This window comes from Pseudoalteromonas sp. 10-33 (assembly GCF_001469195.1).
Classification (GTDB): Bacteria; Pseudomonadota; Gammaproteobacteria; order Enterobacterales; family Alteromonadaceae; genus Pseudoalteromonas.
On the sequence record NZ_LOFI01000028.1, the window covers coordinates 35,191 to 53,485 of the forward strand.

Consider the following 18,295-nt stretch of genomic DNA (forward strand, 5'->3'; position numbering starts at 1 on the left):
TATTTTTATAAAACAATGTTCGATACGGTAAATTTATCTTTAGGTATTTTGATACCTTGTCCAGCTCCAACAGTGACTATTAAACGGCCTTTATAAGCAACAGCATCTCCTTGATCATTGATATAAGTAAGTTTATTTTTAGGAATTATAAATTTAATATCTTTTTCTGCTTCGTTTTTAAGGGTGATATGCCTAAAACCCACTAATTGTTTATTAGGTGTTTTTACAGGCGCCTCGGGCATAGAAATATAAACTTGGACAACCTCGTCAGCTGTAAAACTGCTTTGGTTAGCGATTGTTGTTGTTAGGTTTAAATCGCCAGAGTTTACGTTTATTGAATAACGTGTGTTTTTGTATTTAAAGTCTGCATAACTTAAACCGTAACCAAATGGGTACAATACTTCACCTTCATAATACTTATAGGTACGATTTTCCATTGAGTAATTTTTAAAATCAGGTAAGTCAGATACTGATTTGTAAAAGGTAATGGGTAATTTACCTGATGGGCTAAAGTCGCCGTAAAGTAAACTTGCTAGTGCGCTTCCTGCTGCTTCACCAGGGTAAAAACCCTGTATTATGGCTTCTATGTTTTCGTTCTCCCAATTTAATGCCATTGCACTACCGCTCATATTTACCAGTACGATAGGTTTACCTGTTTGTTTAAGCTTTTTAAGTAAATTAAGCTGACTTTTAGGTAAATTAATATTGGTTCGATCGCCATGAGAAAACCCTTCTATTTGCAGTGGCATTTCTTCACCTTCAAGATTGGCACTAATACCGCCTACAAATACAATGACATCAGCTTTGTTTGCGTTATCTAACGCTTCTTTCATTAAGTGTTGAGGGTTTTTTAACCACTTTAAACTTGCTGTTGGATTGATCACATTGCTGTGCCAAAAATGGTTAAATTTAGCCTCAGCGTTTAGCCCATAAGTTTTATTTTTATCAAGTGTTATAGTGCCATCAACGCGTTGACCATTAAGTGTAAAGTCCACATTGTTTGATTTAAAAGAATACTCAGCGGTTTCTTGCGGTTTAATTATGCCGGTCCATTTTACTGCAAATTCCTGTTCTACAGAGTCATCAATAGGGGAACGCTCCCAGCTAAAATCTAGGTTTTTTTCTATTTGACGCTTAACGGGTTGGCGGTCAAAATTACTTGAAGGATAGTATTGAGCAATTAACCCAGGTTGTAATTTATTATCATGGTCCAAATGGAAAAAGTGCTCGGCTGAAATAGGTGTGTAATGGGTATAAACTTCACCGGTAATACTTGAACCAGGTGAGTATGTAATTTTATTTTTACCCAAACGTTGTTCAAGTGCTAGTTTTGGTGTTATTGGAACTATTGGCATACCATTATAGTTGCCTAATAAAATAGCTTGGTTATCAGCATTGGGACCTATTAGGGCTATTTTTTCATTTCCCTTTAATGGTAACAGTTGCTCATTTTTTAAAAGTACTAATGATTTTTTAGCTGCCTCTTGTGTTAGAGCTAAGTGTTTTTTAGAGCCTACTATGTCAATAGAAGTGTTCGAATAAGGCACATTTTCGGGTTTATTAAACATGCCAAGTTTAAAGCGTGCATACATTAAACGTTTTAAGGCTTTATCAACGTCTTCTTCTGCTACTAATCCTTCTTGTACTGCCTGAGTTAAATAACTGTATGTATTGCCATGGTGGTCACCGCAATTTAAGTCAGTACCTGTTTTAAGCGCCATCGCCGCTGCTTTGGCCTCAGTATTTACGATGTTATGTGACTTTACATCGTAAAAGTCTGCAATAGCACCACAGTCCGATACAATATAGCCATCAAAATTAAATTCATCTCTTAGTTTATTTTGAATTAGCTCATTGTTTCCACATGCTGGCGTACCATTTACGCTATTATAAGCACACATTACAGATGCAACGTTTGTTTGTGCTATTACATCTTTGAATGCAGGAAGGTAGGTTTCAGCTAAATCTTTACTTGAAGCCGTGTAATCATCGCTGTGTCTTGAGACTTCAGGACCGCTATGTACTGCATAATGTTTAAGTGTTGCAACTGATTTTAAGTATTGAGCGTTATCACCCTGTAAGCCATTTATAAAATTAACGGCAATACGCGTTGTTAAGTATGGATCCTCACCGTAGGTTTCTTGACCGCGCCCCCAGCGAGGGTCTCTAAAAATATTAATATTTGGCGACCAATATGTTAGCCCTGTGTACATAGAACGGTTATTTTCTTCTAAAAAAGCATGATGTTTAGCTCTGCCCTCATCAGAAATTGCGGTGCCGACTCTCAGCATTAAGTTTTCATCAAATGTAGCCGCTAGGCCAATTGCTTGCGGAAAAACAGTTGCTTTCCCCGCTCGTGCAACACCGTGGAGTGCTTCGTTCCACCAATTGTATTCTGGTATGTTTAAACGCTCAATTGCTGGAGACTTATCAAATAGCTGCGCAACTTTTTCTTCTAAGGTAAGACGTGTTACTAGATCATCTACACGTTTATCAATGGAAACTGATTCGTTTAAATAGAGCGGGGTTGTTTGTGTCGATTGTTCATCACTAGCGCAACCTACTAATGAAGCAAGTGTAGTAAGCACAAAAAGGCTTTTTATATTTATGTTAATCATTGTTATCAACTCTTTATTGGTGTGTGATAAAAATAAATTAACAAAGGAAATTATTAACGTCGTCTAAGTGAGAGTTAAATATGAATTTGAACGTACAGATACCTGTATCGACATCTATTTATACATTCATTAAAGATAAAAACAGTTAATTTTGTTAATATGTTGTTTGCTTTTGGTTTGTTTTTTAATCTATTGATTTATATGGTTATATATTCAAAAGTTAGCTTTTAGACATGAGCGTCATGTAAAGAAATAATTAATTTTGGCGTTCAAATAGATGTATTTGTAGTTAGTTAGGCGATTTTTCCCACTGTTTATCTGATTGTACTCATGAACGACAACCACACACAAAAAAGGTTGAAATTTAAAAAGTGACGACAGTGCTTTTTTAATTTCAATGAGGGAAATTAAAATGATAAAAAAACAGAACAGTGCATTTAAGCTGTCTATAATTGCATCTGCAATTATTGCAACGTCTTTATCTGGCAATCTATACGCAGCTCAAGAAAAAGACAAATCAAAAGAACAAGATGAAGACATTGAGGTAGTGATAGTTCAGGGAACACGATCAAACTTAATTAATGCGCAAAATATGAAACGTGAAGCTGAAACTGTTCTTGATGCTATTTCTGCAAAAGATATTGGCTCATTACCTGATAGAAGTGTTCTTGAAGCAATAGTGCGTTTACCGGGCGTTTCTATTGAACGTTTTGCTGCTGCAAACGACCCAGATCATTACGGTGTTGAAGGGAGTGGTGTTGTTGTTAGGGGATTAACACATACACGAAGCGAGTTTAATGGTCGTGATACTTTTACTGCTGATTCAGGGCGAGGGTTGAGCTTTCAGGATGTACCGCCTGAGCTAATGGGCTCTGTTGAACTTTTTAAAAACCAATCTGCGGATATGATTGAAGGTGGAATTGCAGGCACGGTTAATCTAGTGACACGAAAACCCTTTGATGCTGAAGGACGAGTCGTTGCTTTTACATTAGATGCTAGTTATAGCGAATTTGCAGACGAAACCACCCCCTCATTTTCTGGCTTATACAGCGATATATTTGATTTAGATGCTGGCAGATTCGGCGTCCTCGTTAATTACTCTAACTCCGAGTTAAAAGCGCGATCAGATGGCGCCCAAATAGGTCGGTACGAGCTTCAAAACGAGCTGGTTAATGGACAGGCAGTGTTTGTTCCTCGCACAACGCGTTTGACACGAAAAGAAGATGATAGAAAAAGGGAAGGTTTTGCTGGTGCGCTTCAATTTGAGAACGAAAGCAAAACCCTCTTGGCCACTGCTCAATTTATTCGTTCTGATTCATCGTTAGCATGGACTGAGCATGCGATTGAAATGGCAGATGATGCTGTTATTAATGACTTAGTTGCTCTAGAAGGCACTGAGTTTGAGGTAACAGATCAAGGCTTATTTGAATCAGGTTTTATTACATCAAATGCAGGTTGGCGCGGAAATGATGCGCAGCGACAACCATCGGGAGAGTTTGGTGCACAGCACGCCATGGTTACGCGTTTTAGAGAACAAGATAATTTGGTAGACGATTACGGTTTTAATCTTAAATATCGACCAAACGATACATGGTCGTTCAATTTTGACGCCCAATATGTTGAGTCTACCTCTGAAATTTTTGATTTTTCGATTATGGGAGCAACAAGAGCTGTAGTCGGTATAGAGCAAAACGGTGATGATTTACCCAATATTACATTATTAGACCCAGCCAATAGCGGCGACACTGGCTTTTTCACTGATCCAAATAATTATTTTTGGCGCAGTGCTATGGATCATATATCTGATAATGAAGGTGACGAAGTTGCTTTTGCCGCTGACACACAATATACATTTGATAGCGGCTTTTTCACTAGTGTTAAAGTAGGCGCTCGTTATGCTAAACGTGACCAAACAACACGCCAGTCTACTTATAATTGGGGCTGGTTATCGGAAGCATGGGCAGGCAATGGTAATGCTTGGTTTGATGCTGAAGGTGATGAGCTTGGTGCAAGCTTAAACAATAGCTATGAGCAATTTACATTTGATAATTTTGCAAGAGGGGGTGTACTCAATGTTGCATCTGAGGGCGCTTTTTTGTTTCCTAGCGAATCATTAGTTAGAGATTACGCTAATGCTGAATCAGCGTTTGCATCTTTGTCGCCAAATTGGCAGCGTTTATCAAGTCGCGGGGACGCAATCGGTAATTTTTTAAATAATGAAATTAATGAAACCTCTGAAATAAATAATGCTTTTTACATCAAGGGTAACTTTGAAGGCGAATTAGGCAGCCTATTTTACAGCGGTAACGTAGGGCTTCGTTATGTAAAAATTAAAAATGAAACTGATGGCTTTTTAACATTTCCAGATACAGTGGGTGACGTTAACGACCCATCAGATCCAGAAAACTTTTTACCATCTGAACAAGCTGCATTTGGTAATGCAGGATTTACTGAACAAACAGCAAGCAGTGAATACACAAATATTTTGCCAAGTTTAAACGTTAAACTTAATTTAAAAGACGATTTAATTTTGCGTTTTGGTTTTTCTGAAGCAATCGCATTACCTGATTTAGGAAACTTAAGAAACTTTGTAAGCATAACACCAGAAGATTTAGTCATTACTTACGATGAAAGCTCAGATGATCGACAAATTATAGACGCACGATACTCTCGCTATACGGCAAATTCAGGCAATCCTTTTTTGAAACCAATGGAGTCCTATAATTACGATTTAGCACTTGAATGGTATTTTTCTGAGGGAGTGGGATCACTTACAACATCATTCTTTTATAAAGACATGAGTAACTACTTTATTAATGGCTCAGTGGATAGAGAGTTTACAAATAATGGTGCTACTCAGGTTGTACAAGTAAACGGTGCTACAAATGGTGATGAAGGCTCTGTGCAAGGAGTTGAACTGGCTTACCAGCAGTTTTATGACTTTTTACCTGGCGCTTTTAGTGGTTTGGGAATGCAGTTTAACTACACCTACATTGAAGAGGAGGGCTCACCAAATTCGAGCTTAGCGCCAGATCAGCCAGATTCAACTCAGGCAGACAATGTTGCTTTTGAGGATTTACCATTAGAGGGGTTATCAAAAGACAACATAAATTTAGTCGCTATGTATGAGAAGCACGGTGTTAATGCACGTTTAGCGTACAACTGGCGTTCTGAATACTTATTGACAAGTAAAGACGTTATAACGCAGCTTCCCATTTATAATGAGGCTGGCGGTCAACTCGATGGTTCTGTATTTTATAACATCACTGACTCATTCCAAATGGGCCTACAAGCAACAAACCTAACTAATGAAGTAGCGCGTACCTCAATGCAAATAGACGGTGATAACAATCGGATTTCTCGTTCTTGGTTTGCAAATGAACGTAGGTTTAGCATTATTTTTAAAGGTAATTTTTAACCCTGTTAATAAGAGCACGTGTTATTTAATTTCGCGTGCTTTGTTTTTTATAGGCAGTACATTATGAATGATGTAAATAATATAAAGTCGATTGTTATTGTAGGTGGCGGATCTGCTGGCTGGATGACCGCTTCTGCATTGGCAAAGGTAATTGGTTGTGATAATTGTCAAATTACCTTAGTTGAGTCTGAAGACATAGGGACTGTGTCGGTAGGTGAGGCTACAATTCCACAAATTCAATTGTTTAATACCATACTTGATATAGATGAATCTGAGTTTATACGTTTTACTAATGCAACGTTTAAATTGGGTATAGAGTTTATAGATTGGAAAGAAAAGGGACATCGCTATTTTCATCCGTTTGGTAATTATGGTACCAACATGGAAGCACTGCCTTTTCATCATTTTTGGTTAAAAATGCAAGATGAGCCAGCGTTTTCAAACTTATCTAATTTCTCACTTGCGTCGGTTGGTGCGTATGCAAATAAGTTTATGCATCCGTCAACTCAGCAAAATAGCCCATTGGCAGGTATTAATTATGCCTACCATTTTGACGCAACGCTTTATGCTAAATTTTTAAGGAATTATTCTACAAGTAGGGGAGTTAGTCGTATTGAGGGTAAAGTTGACGAGGTGATGCTCAATCCTGTTTCAGGAATGATTGAGTCGTTAATACTTAACGATAATACAGTATTAAATGGCGATTTATTTATCGACTGCTCTGGTTTTAAGGGCTTATTAATTGAGCAGGCTTTGAAAACTGGCTACGAAGATTGGACTCATTTATTACCGTGTAATAAAGCTATAGCAATGCCTTGTTTATCAAAAAAAACACTTAACCCTTATACTCAATCTACAGCACAAAGCGTTGGTTGGACGTGGCGAATACCACTGCAAAACCGAGTAGGTAATGGCTATGTATATTCAAGTGAATTTATGAGCGATGATAAAGCACACGCTTTACTTTTTAATAAACTTGAGTCTGACCCTTTAGCCGATATTAATCAGTTGCAATGGGTTACAGGTATGCGAAAAAAGAGCTGGAATAAAAACTGTATTGCGATTGGCCTATCGGCAGGGTTTGTAGAGCCGCTAGAATCAACTGGTCTGCATTTAATTCAATCAGCGATAGCAAAACTGATGACATTATTTCCTAGTAAAGATTTTGCGCAGTGCGATATCGATTTATTTAATCAGCAAACTGAGACTGAATATCATCGCATACGTGATTTTATTATTTTACATTATAAACTTACAAATAGAGATGATAGTGAGTTTTGGCGCTATTGCAAAAACATAGACATGCCAGATTCGTTAAAACAAAAAATAGCGATGTTTAGTGAAAACGGACGTATTTTTAGACATGATAACGAGCTGTTTAACGAAACATCTTGGCTTGCGGTTATGCACGGACAAGGGATAAAGCCTAAAAGTTATCACCCATTAGTTGATAGGCTAAACCCAGATGAAATAAAGCGAAGACTTAAAAATATAGAGTCGGTGATAAGCCGTTCAGCTGATGTCATGCCAGATCATGAGGCGTATATTTTAAAAAACTACACGCCAAATGACACGTTTTAGTGGGGGGAACTTGCATTTTTGTTTTCCCAATATTCTTTTCTAAATTGAGTGGGTGTTATGCCCACTAGTTTTTTAAAAAATGTATTAAACGTTGCTTTGCTGTTAAACCCTGCCTTATCCATAATGTCTAACATAGTCACTGTTTTATTTTCTTCTAGAAGTAACAGTCGTTTACTTTCTTCAACTCTGTAATAATTTATAAACTCAAAAAAGTTTTTACCAAAGTGTCTATTAATTATAGATGACAGGTTTCTCGACCCCATACTTAACTGACTCGCTAAATTATCAAGTGTAAGTAAGTGGTTTAAATAAGGCTTGTTTTGTAGCAAATAGGTTTCAATTTTTTGTATTTTTTCGGGCTCAAAAACCTCAATTGATTTATCTTGTTCGGATATGAGGGTATCGTCAATACCTTGAAATATTTTTGAGTGACCAGCGCTAAAGAATATTAAACTTGTTATTAACAGCAGCACTGCGTAGTTAGAGGTAAGGCCTAATAGTTCGTGATCGACAATTATGCCTATGTCATAAGACATAATAATCCCAAGTGAGACAAATATTGCATTTAAATGCACAGCTAAAAAGCCAATAACCAGAACTTTTAACCACGTTAAGTCAACGCTTTCTAGCTCAGCAAATTCATTTTTAATATTATTTTGATATTTTTGCAGTTCTAGAAAACACAAAACACTAATAGAAAACCGAAAGCATTCTCTAAAAAAGTAAATACTGCGATCAATTAATGGTGTGGTTTCAATGTTATTTTGTTTAAGTGCGGCTAATTTAATACTGTTTTCTGCCATAAGCCAATCAACAGTGAAGTAAGTTGCATAAAAAACAAACGGTATAAACAATAACGTATCAAGCTTTTGAAGTTGATAGTTTTTATTTACTAGCGATTTAATGTAAAGCAAAAGTAACGGTACTTCTAACCAGAAGGCCAACCCAAAAGTGTAAAATAGGTTAGGTGATAAGTTTAACGCAAATGGCCTAAATGCTTCGCCAAAGTTTATGAGATTATCTAAGGGAATAGCTGCTTGAGTTAATAAAAAGCAAGCAAGTAGGCAGTTACTTAACTTATTCCCTTTTTTTAAGGTAATTAAAAATACGCTAAACGATAAGCATATAAACATGGTAAAAATCAAAGCGAGATCGTGAGTGTTAAAAAGTACTTCTTTCACAATTTAATACACCTTTATTAAAATTTTTGTTTGGTACGTTTGTATTCTTCGTGCTGCTGTATGTTAACTAATAATCTCTAACATTTGAAATTAGCTGGCGTTCAAATAGAGTAAATTACGTGCATTAATACGCTTAAAACATCTATTTGAACGACTTTACGCTGTATTTATTATAAAACTGCTTGCCACACTAACAAAGTATCAGGTTATTAAATTAATGAAATTAACTTATTCTTCATTTGTACTTAGCTCTTTTATAGGTCTTTGGTCTGTTAATGCAGTCGCTAAAAACGATATAACACTTTGGCCAACACTTGAACCAGCAATAAAAACAAATACGGAGTTGGAAACTCGCATTACTCACTTAATAAGTCAAATGTCACTAGAGCAAAAAGTGGGTCAAATGGTTCAAGCAGAGATAACCTGGGTGACACCACACGATGTTAAAAAATATCATTTGGGCTCAGTTTTGAATGGCGGTGGAACATTTTTACACAATAACCGTAATGCGAGCGTATCTGATTGGGTGTCTTTTATGGACGAGCTTTACTTAGCATCAATGGATACATCAGAAGGTGGTTTGGCTATTCCTGTTACGTATGGCATTGATGCAGTACACGGCAATAACAAATTTATTGGTGCTACTTTATATCCACATAACATTGGATTAGGGGCAACCCGTAATCCAGATTTAATTTATAAAATTGGAGAAGCAACAGCAAAAGAAGTCTTACTTGCAGGGATTGACTGGACATTTGCCCCAACACTTGCCGTTGCAAGGGATGATCGATGGGGGCGAACTTACGAAAGCTATTCTGAAGACCCTGAAATAGTTGCCAGCTATGCAAAAGAGATGATTGAAGGGCTTCAGGGAAAAGCAAATACAGCTAACTTTTTAGACGACGATCATATTTACTCTACCGCAAAGCATTGGGTTGGTGATGGCGGTACCTATCAAGGGATTGATCAGGGCGACAACCAAGAGACCGAAAGCGATTTAGTTAAAAATCATGCGGCGGCTTATTTGCCAGCTCTTAAAGCGGGTGTGCAAAGTATTATGGCTTCTCATAACATGTGGAATGGTTTGCGCCTTCACGGCAGCAAATATTTACTTAGCGATGTATTAAAAACTCGGCTTGGCTTTGATGGCTTTATAGTGGGTGATTGGAATTCGCACAGTAAAATACCTGGGTGTACTAACGATAGCTGTCCGCAGGCTGTAAATGCCGGGCTAGATATGTTTATGGTTGTAGAAGATTGGAAAGCGTTTATAGAAAATACGGTAGGGCAGGTTAAAGATGGAATTATTCCTATGGAACGAATTGACGATGCGGTTAGGCGTATTTTACGCGTAAAAATGCGTTCAGGGCTATTCTCTAAAGGGCTGCCGTCAAAGCGTAAATATGCTAATCAAAAACAATTGTTAGGTGCTCCTGAGCACAAAGCGATTGCAAGACAAGCCGTTAGAGAATCGTTAGTACTGTTAAAAAATAATAATAACCTTTTACCACTTAACCCAAATAGTAAAGTATTGGTGGCTGGTGACGGCGCTGAAAATATGAGTAAGCAAACTGGGGGGTGGACAATTAACTGGACAGGCGAAGGGAATGTGAAATCTGATTTTCCTGGAGGGACGTCAATATTCGATGGTATTAAGCAGCTAGTTAACAAAGCAGGTGGCAAGGCTGTGCTAAGTCCCGATGGTCGTTTTGATGAAAAGCCAGATGTTGCCATTGTTATTTTTGGTGAAAATCCGTATGCAGAGTGGATTGGCGATTTAAAATCGATTGCTTATCAGGCTCATTCTCACCGTGACGCTAAATTAATTGAGTCATTAAAATCACAAGGCATAAAAGTGGTTTCGGTTTTTTTATCGGGCAGGCCTTTGTGGGTAAACAGAGAAATAAATGCATCAGATTCCTTTGTGGCTGCGTGGCTACCTGGTAGTGAAGGTGTGGGTGTGGCTGATGTTTTGTTTAGAGATAATGAGGGTAATATTAATTTTGACTTTAAAGGTAAGCTTTCTTTCTCATGGCCTAAATATGCTTCGCAAGTTGTATTGAATCGTTACGATGAAAGCTATGTGCCACTTTTTGCTTATGGGTTTGGATTAACCTACAAAGACAATGTGATGCTTGATAAGTTAAGCATAGAAAATGACTTTATTTTTGAAACGCCTACCAATACGCCTTATCAAATTATGCAAGGGAGAGCGAAAGGAGATTGGAATTATCAATTGCAAACGCTTGGTGATACAAAAGACATCCACACGCCATCAGGAAATATTAAAGGCTTATCTATGATTGAGGCTGATAAAAACATTCAAGGTGATGCAAAAGAGTTTACTTGGAGTGGCGCTAATAACGCTTCAGTTTTAATAAGTTCATCATGGTATCGAGAAGATCTATCGCAATATTTGATCAATAAAAGCGCATTAACATTTGATGTGCGTGTAGAAACCTACCCAGAAAAAGCGATAAATGTTCAAATGGGCTGTGGTAAAAGCAAGTGTGGTTCGTTTGATATAGCGCCAACTCTTAAAGAATTTAAATTAAATGCATGGCAAAAAGTATCGATAGACCTATTGTGTTTTGCTAATAAAGGAGTTGAATTTGAACGCTCGAGTGCGCCGTTTGTTTTAACAAGCGAAGGAGCGGCTAAAATACGTATTGCTGATGTTAAATTTGAGCCACAAGCACAAAAGGTAGCCACTATTAAGTGCAGTGAATGATTACTAAGAGCACTGATTATAATTTTATAGTTAGTGCTCTTACTTCTTTTTGCTTAAATATAGTTTATACGTAAGGGCCATATGAAACATTTTATTTTATCATTACTGTTACTAAGTGTGCTTGCACTGACCTCTTGCTCGGTATTAGTAAAAAATAACCTTAGTAAATTAAGCCAGTTAACTTCAAACCAATCAATAGCAATTAACCAATTAGGTTATCTGAATCAAGGTGATAAATTTGCAACAATACCTAACGTTACGGCCAGCCGATTTGATTTAATTGATGCGAAAACAAATAAGGTAGTTTATACCGCTCAGTTGAGTGGCGTTAAAATTTGGGCGCTCTCTGGTAATGATACGTTCAAGCTTGCTAATTTTTCGGAATTTGTCACTTCGGGTCACTATTTTTTGCGTGTAAACGGCGTAGCAGATTCTCCATTGTTTTCAATTGGTGATAATGTTTATGATTCACTTAGCACTGCGGCTTTAAAGTATTATTATTTAAACCGTTCTGGTATTGATATTGAAGAAAAGTACGCGGGAATTTATGCCAGGCCAATGGGTCATAAAGATAACAATGTTGGTTACCATTCCTCTGCTGAGGCAAGTGATAATTATAAAGCTCAAAGAACGAAGGCAAACAAAGGGTGGTATGATGCAGGCGACTATGGCAAGTATGTTGTTAACTCAGGCATTAGTACCTATACACTACTTGCAGCGTTCGAACATTACCCTGATGTTTATAAAAAACAAAATTTAAACATACCTGAATCTGAAGATAGCGTTCCTGACATACTGAACGAAGCGCTATGGAATTTAGAATGGCTAATCTCTATGCAAAGCGATGATGGCGGTGTATACCACAAATTAACAACACGCGATTGGCCAGGTTATGAAATGCCACATGAGGATCAACGCTTGCGCTTAATGATAGGGAAATCAACTGCAGCAAGTTTGAACTTTGCAGCTACGCTTTCCATGGCCAGCCGAGTGATTGCACCTTACTACCCAAAAAAGAGTGAGCAATATTTAAAGGCAGCCATAAAAGCATGGCAATGGGCGCTTGAAAATCAAACGCAATATTATGAGCAACCAGGCGATGTTAAAAGTGGTGAGTATGGAGATAAGTACTTAAAGGATGAATTTGCTTGGGCCGCTGCAGAGTTATTCATAACAACTAAAGACAAAGGTTTTTATACTATTTATAAAGAGATAAATATTAATTACGTGACTCCTGCATGGAGAAATGTAGCGACTCTTTCTTTAAGTAGTTTGCTGTTTGAGGCGAAAGAGTTATTAACTGAATCAGAATATAGCGAACTTAAATTAAAGCAAAAGCACTTAGCTGATATGTATTTAGAGCAACATAAAAGCAGCCCATATAATGTTGCGATGGAAAAGTCTGATTTCGTATGGGGAAGCAACTCAGTTGCGCTAAACAAAGCGATGGTTTTGCTGCAAGCCGCGCAGGTAAATAAAAATAACGAATATAAAAATGCAGCTCATGGACTGATTGATTATGTATTAGGGCGTAATCCCACAGGTTATTCTTTTGTTACAGGATTTGGTACTAAAACGCCTTTGTATCCACACCATCGTATTTCACATCGTGATGGGGTTGTTGCCCCTATTCCAGGAATGCTTGTAGGTGGTCCTCATTCAGGGCTGCAAGATAACTGTAACTACTCATCTAATGAGCCGGCAAAATCATATATTGACGATTGGTGTAGTTTTTCAACAAACGAGGTTGCAATTAATTGGAATGCGCCACTTGTCTATGTAATTGCTGCGTTTGTAAGCAGGTAGTATTTTATATTTGGGTTTTTATTAATTGAAGTGGTACGACTGAGTGGATTCGAACCACCGACCCCTACCATGTCAAGGTAGTGCTCTAACCAACTGAGCTACAGTCGTACAATTTTTTTAGGATTCTTAAATGTTGGTAACACTGAGTGGACTCGAGTTACTGGCTCTTGTGCCGGGTGGCCAAGAGTAGGTAGTGCTCTTTCCTTCAATTATACGTTTCATCAATGTTGGTACGACTGAGTGGATTTGAGTTACTGACCCTTGGACCGGGTGGTCAAGAGTAGGTAGTGCTCTTTCCTTCAATTGTATTTTTCATTAATGTTGGTACGACTGAGTGGATTCGAACCACCGACCCCTACCATGTCAAGGTAGTGCTCTAACCAACTGAGCTACAGTCGTATTTTACATTTAATAAGCTTATGAAAATAATCACCAGCGGTCGCTAATATATAGCGTGGGGGAGGTCGAATCAAGCACGTTTCGTATTTTTAAGTTTATTTGCCGTTTTTTTATTCATATTGGGCTGATTTCACACGTTTTATAAAATTCTTGCCACCAAATAACATGCTGTTTGGCTGAGCTTTTTAACTGATTTAATAAATTTGTTTTAGAGTGGGGTGCAAGTAACTCATTAATAGCATCTGTTGTTACTGGCTCCTTATACCAAACCTGGTTTAATAAAGGCTGAAGTACTTCAAGAAAACCAATAAGTTGTGCCTGATATGGCTGTATTTGCGACAAATAATATTTTTGAAAAATATTATTCATAATTTTCGCTTTATTTTTGTTTTTATTTTTAGGGCAAAGAGTATTTAGATCTATATTTTCAACTAAATTAGTGGCAGATTGATTTAGTCGAATTTGTTGCCTTACAGATTTGATTAAGGACTGATTAAACCTGTATTTGTTAAGCGTTTCGAGTGCTTGATATATTGCATCTGCGTTTATTTCGTCAAATTGAGACTGTGCTAATTGAGCTTTAATAGCAGTCAGTTTTTGCATAGCCTCTATTGTATCGCTAAAGCCTGCGGGTTCTTTACTTAACTCGGAAGCGGTTAGCGACCATATGCGGTTTAGCTCTGGTTCCTCTATCAGAGCTGCATTAAAGTAATGTAGTAAATTAGCTTGCTTTTGATTTTTTGCTTCACGAATTTTTTTATACGTTGCTGAGGATTTTTCGAGCGAGGCTAAGCAGCTGTTGGCGTGTTGTATAAAGTCTATTTGATATTTTAAACGCCCTGCAGCGGTTGCTGTTTTACCTAGTTGATTATTGTGCTCACTTATCACCACATTTAGGTTACAACTGCTTATCCCTGCAAGCTCAACTATACCCAGTGTTATTTTATTGTTTTTGAGTTCGGACAGAGGATTTAATTTCATTGACTTAAGCACTGGCAGGTCTTCAGATTTTTTATCGGTTATATTTTCAAGGCGTTCTATGTAAGTGTTATTTATATTACTAGGAGCTTCTGTACAAGCGCTCAGCACAGTGGTGGCTAGTATCAGTAATATGCATACTGATACTAACTGCTTTGTATAATGTAAATTAAGTGTGTTAGCTAATAAATGGTTCATGTTTAAAGCGCTTACTAACGGTTAGCATTAAGAGTATGGCTGCGACGGTGAGCCCGACAATTATACCAATCCAAAACCCGTGCGGCCCCATGGCTGGTACTATGATGTCTGTTCTTGCCAATACGTAGCCTAAGCTAAAGCCGATTAACCAATACGAAATAAACGTGATGTAAGAAATAGGGGCCGTGTGTTTTAACCCTCTTAAAATGCCATTTGCTGCAACTTGCAGGGCATCGGGCAATTGGTAAATACAGGCTAAAACCATAATTGAAGTGGCAAGGGCAATAACAGCAGGGCTGTCTGTGTATAGCTCACTGATTACATCACGGCCTATAAACGTTATAAACGCCAAAAACAGAGCGATTAATACAGCCAGTAGATAACTTGTCGATACAGCTATTTTTAACTGTTCATACTTGTTTTGGCCGTACAAGTTACCAATCCGAATACTAATGGCAATAGAAAGGCTCAGCGGCATCATAAACAGTAACGCGGTAACACTCGCTGCAATTTGATGCCCTGAAACAGCAACCGCGCCTAAATGAGCAATAAATAGTGGAATACACGCAAAGAGTGTGACTTCAAAAAAAGTAGCCAAAGAAATAGGAATACCTAATTTTGTAATAGTGGCGATAGTCGTTATATTTGGTTTTTCAAACGGTGTGAGCAGCCCTTTGGCATCTATTTTTTTACTCATTTGGCAATAAGTGACCTGTGCGAATGCCATTACCGTTAAAACAATGGCGGTTGCTATACCGCAGCCAGCCCCCCCATAGACAGGAAGGCCAAATAAACCATTTATAAAAATGTAGTTAGCAGGAATATTAACGGCTAATCCGAGTAAGCTAATATAAAAGGCCGGTTTTGTCATACCCATGCCTTCGGTCATATTTCTGTAGGTGGTAAAGAATAAAAATCCAAATACCCCCCATTTAACAAAATGAATATAGTCGTAGGCTAAGTTAGCAATAGCTGGGCTTGTATCTAGCTGTAATATAATAATGTTGGCCAAGTAGGCAATACTAAAGCCTGCAATGCACAGTAAAACAGTTAGGTATAAGGCTTGTTGAAAATAGTGGCTTATGCCTTTTTTGTCATTCGCGCCGGCAAACTGCGCAATAATGCCAGTAAGTGCTAATAAAATACCTTGCAGCGCTAAAAGTAGCGGGTTCCAAATACCTGTCGCAATAGACAGCGCGGCCAGATCGGTAGGGCTGACTTGACCCGCCATTATAGTGTCGACGACCGACATCAATATAAGGGTAACTTGTGCTAAAAAAACAGGTAACGCGAGAGAAAGTAAACGCTTCGCTTCCCAATTACAAAAGGTCATAAAAACAGTTATTTAATGAGTAAGACTGTAATTGTAATCTATTGTCTTTGAAATAAAAATCTCAGGAGTGAATGATTTTATAATTCGATACGTTAAACTATTACTTTGTCATAATTTAACGAGATTTTATGTTTACAGGTATAGTGCAAACTCAGGCTACTGTGGTGTCTAAAACCCATAATGAAGGAGTGCTACGTTTAGTAGTGTCGGTGAGCGATGATTACGTTAAGCACTTAGATTTAGGAGCCAGTATTGCTATTAATGGGTGTTGTTTAACGGTTGTAAAAGTTGAGCTAAGTAATCAAGATGTGGTGGCGCAAGTTCACTTTGATGTGATTGACGAAACACTTAAATTAACTAACCTAGGGCTTCTTGAACTAGGTAGTTTAGTGAATTACGAGCGCTCTGTTACTTTTGGCACTGAGCTGGGTGGGCATATTGTATCGGGACATATTCACTGTGCGGCTAAAATAAATCAAATAATTAATACCCAAAGTAACTGCAAAATTCAGATAAGCTTACCTGTAAAGTGGCAAAAATATGTACTGTATAAAGGCTTTGTCGCCATTAATGGTGCCAGCTTAACAGTAGGCGAGATTGACGAGCAGGGCTTTTGGTTGCACCTAATCCCAGAAACACTGGCCATTACAAATTTAGGTAAAGCGCAAGTGGGTGATGAGCTAAATATAGAGGTGGATCAGCAAACTTACACTATTGTTAACACTGTAGAAAACTACCTGCGTCATCAGGGTTAAAAAATTTGTTCGTCGTCACTGTCTACGTGTAGCTCTAATTTATTATTTGCATAATCTATATGCATATTTAAATGAATTGGGTTACAACAGGCAGTGCAGTCTTCAATGTAGTCCTGATCGCCCATGCTTGCATCTAAGTCTAAATGAATGTGGTGTCCGCAAAACGGGCAGCTGATACGTTGTGATAAAAAGTCTTTCATAATCACTCCAAATACAAATAACTTAAGCAGAGCTTGGAATGTTTTTATTCTAAGCACGGCTTAATGACGTAAAACTCAACTCCTTAGATCCCTTTAAATATAGTCTGTTTGGCGTGTTATGACAGTTTATTTACATTTATTGTATAAGCTTATTTATATGTTGTTTAGCTTCAGTAAGATAGTGGCCAGCATATATGTTTGCATGGTTTAAAATAGGATATAGCTGGTAAATGAGTTTACGTTTTTGGTAGCTTGGCAAAAGTGGGTATTGCGTATTGTAGGCAACATAAAATTCGTCGGGTAGTGGGGCAAATAGCTCGCTCATGGCGATATCCACTTCCCGATCACCATAATAACAAGCTGGGTTAAACACCGTTGGCTGCTCTTTTAAAAACCCTAAGTTACCTCGCCAAAAATCACCATGTAACAAAGATGGGCTCACAATATGACTATGCAGTTGCGCTTTAACTTCATGAATTATGTGTTCAGGATCAGCAAATTGAATGCCTTTTTCAGCTAATAGTTGTAATTGCCAGCCAATGCGTTCTTCGGCGTAAAATACGTCCCATTTTTTATGCCAACGATTAGGTTGAACGGTTGTGGCTAAGTGATTATCTATATCAAAACCAAACATTGCTTGATCATGCTTTTGATGCATTTGAGCAAGTTGGCTGCCCATTTTTTGCCATTGATTATGGGGTTGCTTATCAAGAACTAACCACGAAAGTACAATAAATGAGTACTCAATGTTAGCACCTGTTGTAATGCAGTGAGGCACTGTAAAAAAGCTATTATTAGCGAGCAACTCTAAGCCTCTTGATTCACTCTCTAGCCGCTCAAACTCACTTTTTAATGCAATTTTAACAAAGTAGCTTTGCGTGCCATTGCCTATATGAAAATATTTATCGGATGTAGTGCTTTGCAGTTGTCGCTTTTGTGTGTGTTTAAAGTCAGTATTTGTAGCTTGGCTAATGTGCTCGTTAATTACTTTCCACATAATAGTTGCTCGTATTTTATACAGACACTTAAACTATGGCAAAAAGGGATTAATTTAACAAACTAAACGTTGTAAAATTAGTGAATGTGTCGCACAAAGT

Annotated in this window: 11 protein-coding genes and 2 tRNA genes; 5 read left to right on the forward strand and 8 right to left on the reverse strand. The window is 37.8% G+C overall.

Annotated elements, in window-relative coordinates; all coding sequences use genetic code 11:
- Positions 1 to 5: 5 nt before the first annotated feature.
- Positions 6 to 2,618 carry a glycoside hydrolase family 3 C-terminal domain-containing protein gene (locus ATS76_RS17580; protein WP_058553129.1) on the reverse strand — a complete coding sequence of 871 codons (2,613 nt, stop codon included), beginning with the start codon at positions 2,616 to 2,618 and terminating at the stop codon, positions 6 to 8.
- Positions 2,619 to 3,030: 412 nt separating this feature from the next.
- Between ATS76_RS17580 and ATS76_RS17585 the strand changes: the two genes are divergently transcribed.
- Complete coding sequence (locus ATS76_RS17585; protein WP_082664374.1) at positions 3,031 to 6,036, forward strand: TonB-dependent receptor; 3,006 nt, start codon at positions 3,031 to 3,033, stop codon at positions 6,034 to 6,036.
- A 63-nt stretch (positions 6,037 to 6,099) separates the two neighbouring features.
- The gene (locus ATS76_RS17590; RefSeq protein ID WP_058553130.1) at positions 6,100 to 7,617 is read left to right on the forward strand and encodes a tryptophan halogenase family protein; all 1,518 of its coding nucleotides are present in this window, start codon (positions 6,100 to 6,102) and stop codon (positions 7,615 to 7,617) included.
- Here the strand turns inward: ATS76_RS17590 and ATS76_RS17595 are convergent.
- Positions 7,614 to 8,798, reverse strand: a complete 1,185-nt coding sequence (locus tag ATS76_RS17595) for a helix-turn-helix domain-containing protein (protein WP_058553131.1) — start codon at positions 8,796 to 8,798, stop codon at positions 7,614 to 7,616. The two genes, ATS76_RS17590 and ATS76_RS17595, sit on opposite strands and share 4 nt — an antisense overlap.
- A gap of 217 nt (positions 8,799 to 9,015) precedes the next feature.
- Here ATS76_RS17595 and ATS76_RS17600 point away from each other — a divergent pair, with 217 nt between their 5' ends.
- Complete coding sequence (locus ATS76_RS17600) at positions 9,016 to 11,529, forward strand: glycoside hydrolase family 3 protein (RefSeq protein ID WP_058553132.1); 2,514 nt, start codon at positions 9,016 to 9,018, stop codon at positions 11,527 to 11,529.
- Between the two features lie 81 nt (positions 11,530 to 11,610).
- Complete coding sequence (locus tag ATS76_RS17605; RefSeq protein ID WP_058553133.1) at positions 11,611 to 13,335, forward strand: glycoside hydrolase family 9 protein; 1,725 nt, start codon at positions 11,611 to 11,613, stop codon at positions 13,333 to 13,335.
- A gap of 31 nt (positions 13,336 to 13,366) precedes the next feature.
- Here ATS76_RS17605 and ATS76_RS17610 read toward each other — a convergent pair.
- From ATS76_RS17610 to ATS76_RS17625, 4 genes are all read right to left on the reverse strand, one after another.
- Positions 13,367 to 13,443: transfer RNA gene (locus ATS76_RS17610), tRNA-Val, on the reverse strand.
- 214 nt (positions 13,444 to 13,657) lie between these two features.
- Positions 13,658 to 13,734 (reverse strand) — tRNA-Val (locus tag ATS76_RS17615).
- 114 nt (positions 13,735 to 13,848) lie between these two features.
- The gene (locus ATS76_RS17620) at positions 13,849 to 14,910 is read right to left on the reverse strand and encodes a DUF3080 family protein (protein WP_058553134.1); all 1,062 of its coding nucleotides are present in this window, start codon (positions 14,908 to 14,910) and stop codon (positions 13,849 to 13,851) included.
- A complete protein-coding gene (locus ATS76_RS17625) occupies positions 14,891 to 16,243 on the reverse strand; it encodes an MATE family efflux transporter (RefSeq protein ID WP_058553135.1) in 1,353 nt (450 codons plus the stop codon). Before ATS76_RS17625 ends, ATS76_RS17620 begins: the two co-directional genes overlap by 20 nt.
- Positions 16,244 to 16,371: 128 nt before the next feature.
- Between ATS76_RS17625 and ATS76_RS17630 the strand changes: the two genes are divergently transcribed.
- Positions 16,372 to 16,998 (forward strand): riboflavin synthase, encoded by a 627-nt coding sequence (locus ATS76_RS17630; protein WP_058553136.1) that lies wholly within the window; start codon positions 16,372 to 16,374, stop codon positions 16,996 to 16,998.
- Here the strand turns inward: ATS76_RS17630 and ATS76_RS17635 are convergent.
- A complete protein-coding gene (locus ATS76_RS17635) occupies positions 16,995 to 17,198 on the reverse strand; it encodes a CPXCG motif-containing cysteine-rich protein (RefSeq protein ID WP_058553137.1) in 204 nt (67 codons plus the stop codon). The genes ATS76_RS17630 and ATS76_RS17635 overlap by 4 nt on opposite strands.
- Positions 17,199 to 17,334: 136 nt before the next feature.
- On the reverse strand, positions 17,335 to 18,195 hold the full coding sequence (locus ATS76_RS17640; protein ID WP_058553138.1) for a fructosamine kinase family protein: 861 nt from the start codon (positions 18,193 to 18,195) through the stop codon (positions 17,335 to 17,337).
- Positions 18,196 to 18,295: the final 100 nt, after the last annotated feature.

Coding starts and splice junctions, on each gene's coding strand:
- ATS76_RS17580 (WP_058553129.1), bottom strand. CDS start 2,618: ATGATTAACATAAATATAAAAAGCCTTTTTGTGCTTACTACACTTGCT.
- ATS76_RS17585 (WP_082664374.1), top strand. CDS start 3,031: ATGATAAAAAAACAGAACAGTGCATTTAAGCTGTCTATAATTGCATCT.
- ATS76_RS17590 (WP_058553130.1), top strand. CDS start 6,100: ATGAATGATGTAAATAATATAAAGTCGATTGTTATTGTAGGTGGCGGA.
- ATS76_RS17600 (WP_058553132.1), top strand. CDS start 9,016: ATGAAATTAACTTATTCTTCATTTGTACTTAGCTCTTTTATAGGTCTT.
- ATS76_RS17605 (WP_058553133.1), top strand. CDS start 11,611: ATGAAACATTTTATTTTATCATTACTGTTACTAAGTGTGCTTGCACTG.
- ATS76_RS17620 (WP_058553134.1), bottom strand. CDS start 14,910: ATGAACCATTTATTAGCTAACACACTTAATTTACATTATACAAAGCAG.
- ATS76_RS17625 (WP_058553135.1), bottom strand. CDS start 16,243: ATGACCTTTTGTAATTGGGAAGCGAAGCGTTTACTTTCTCTCGCGTTA.
- ATS76_RS17630 (WP_058553136.1), top strand. CDS start 16,372: ATGTTTACAGGTATAGTGCAAACTCAGGCTACTGTGGTGTCTAAAACC.
- ATS76_RS17635 (WP_058553137.1), bottom strand. CDS start 17,198: ATGAAAGACTTTTTATCACAACGTATCAGCTGCCCGTTTTGCGGACAC.
- ATS76_RS17640 (WP_058553138.1), bottom strand. CDS start 18,195: ATGTGGAAAGTAATTAACGAGCACATTAGCCAAGCTACAAATACTGAC.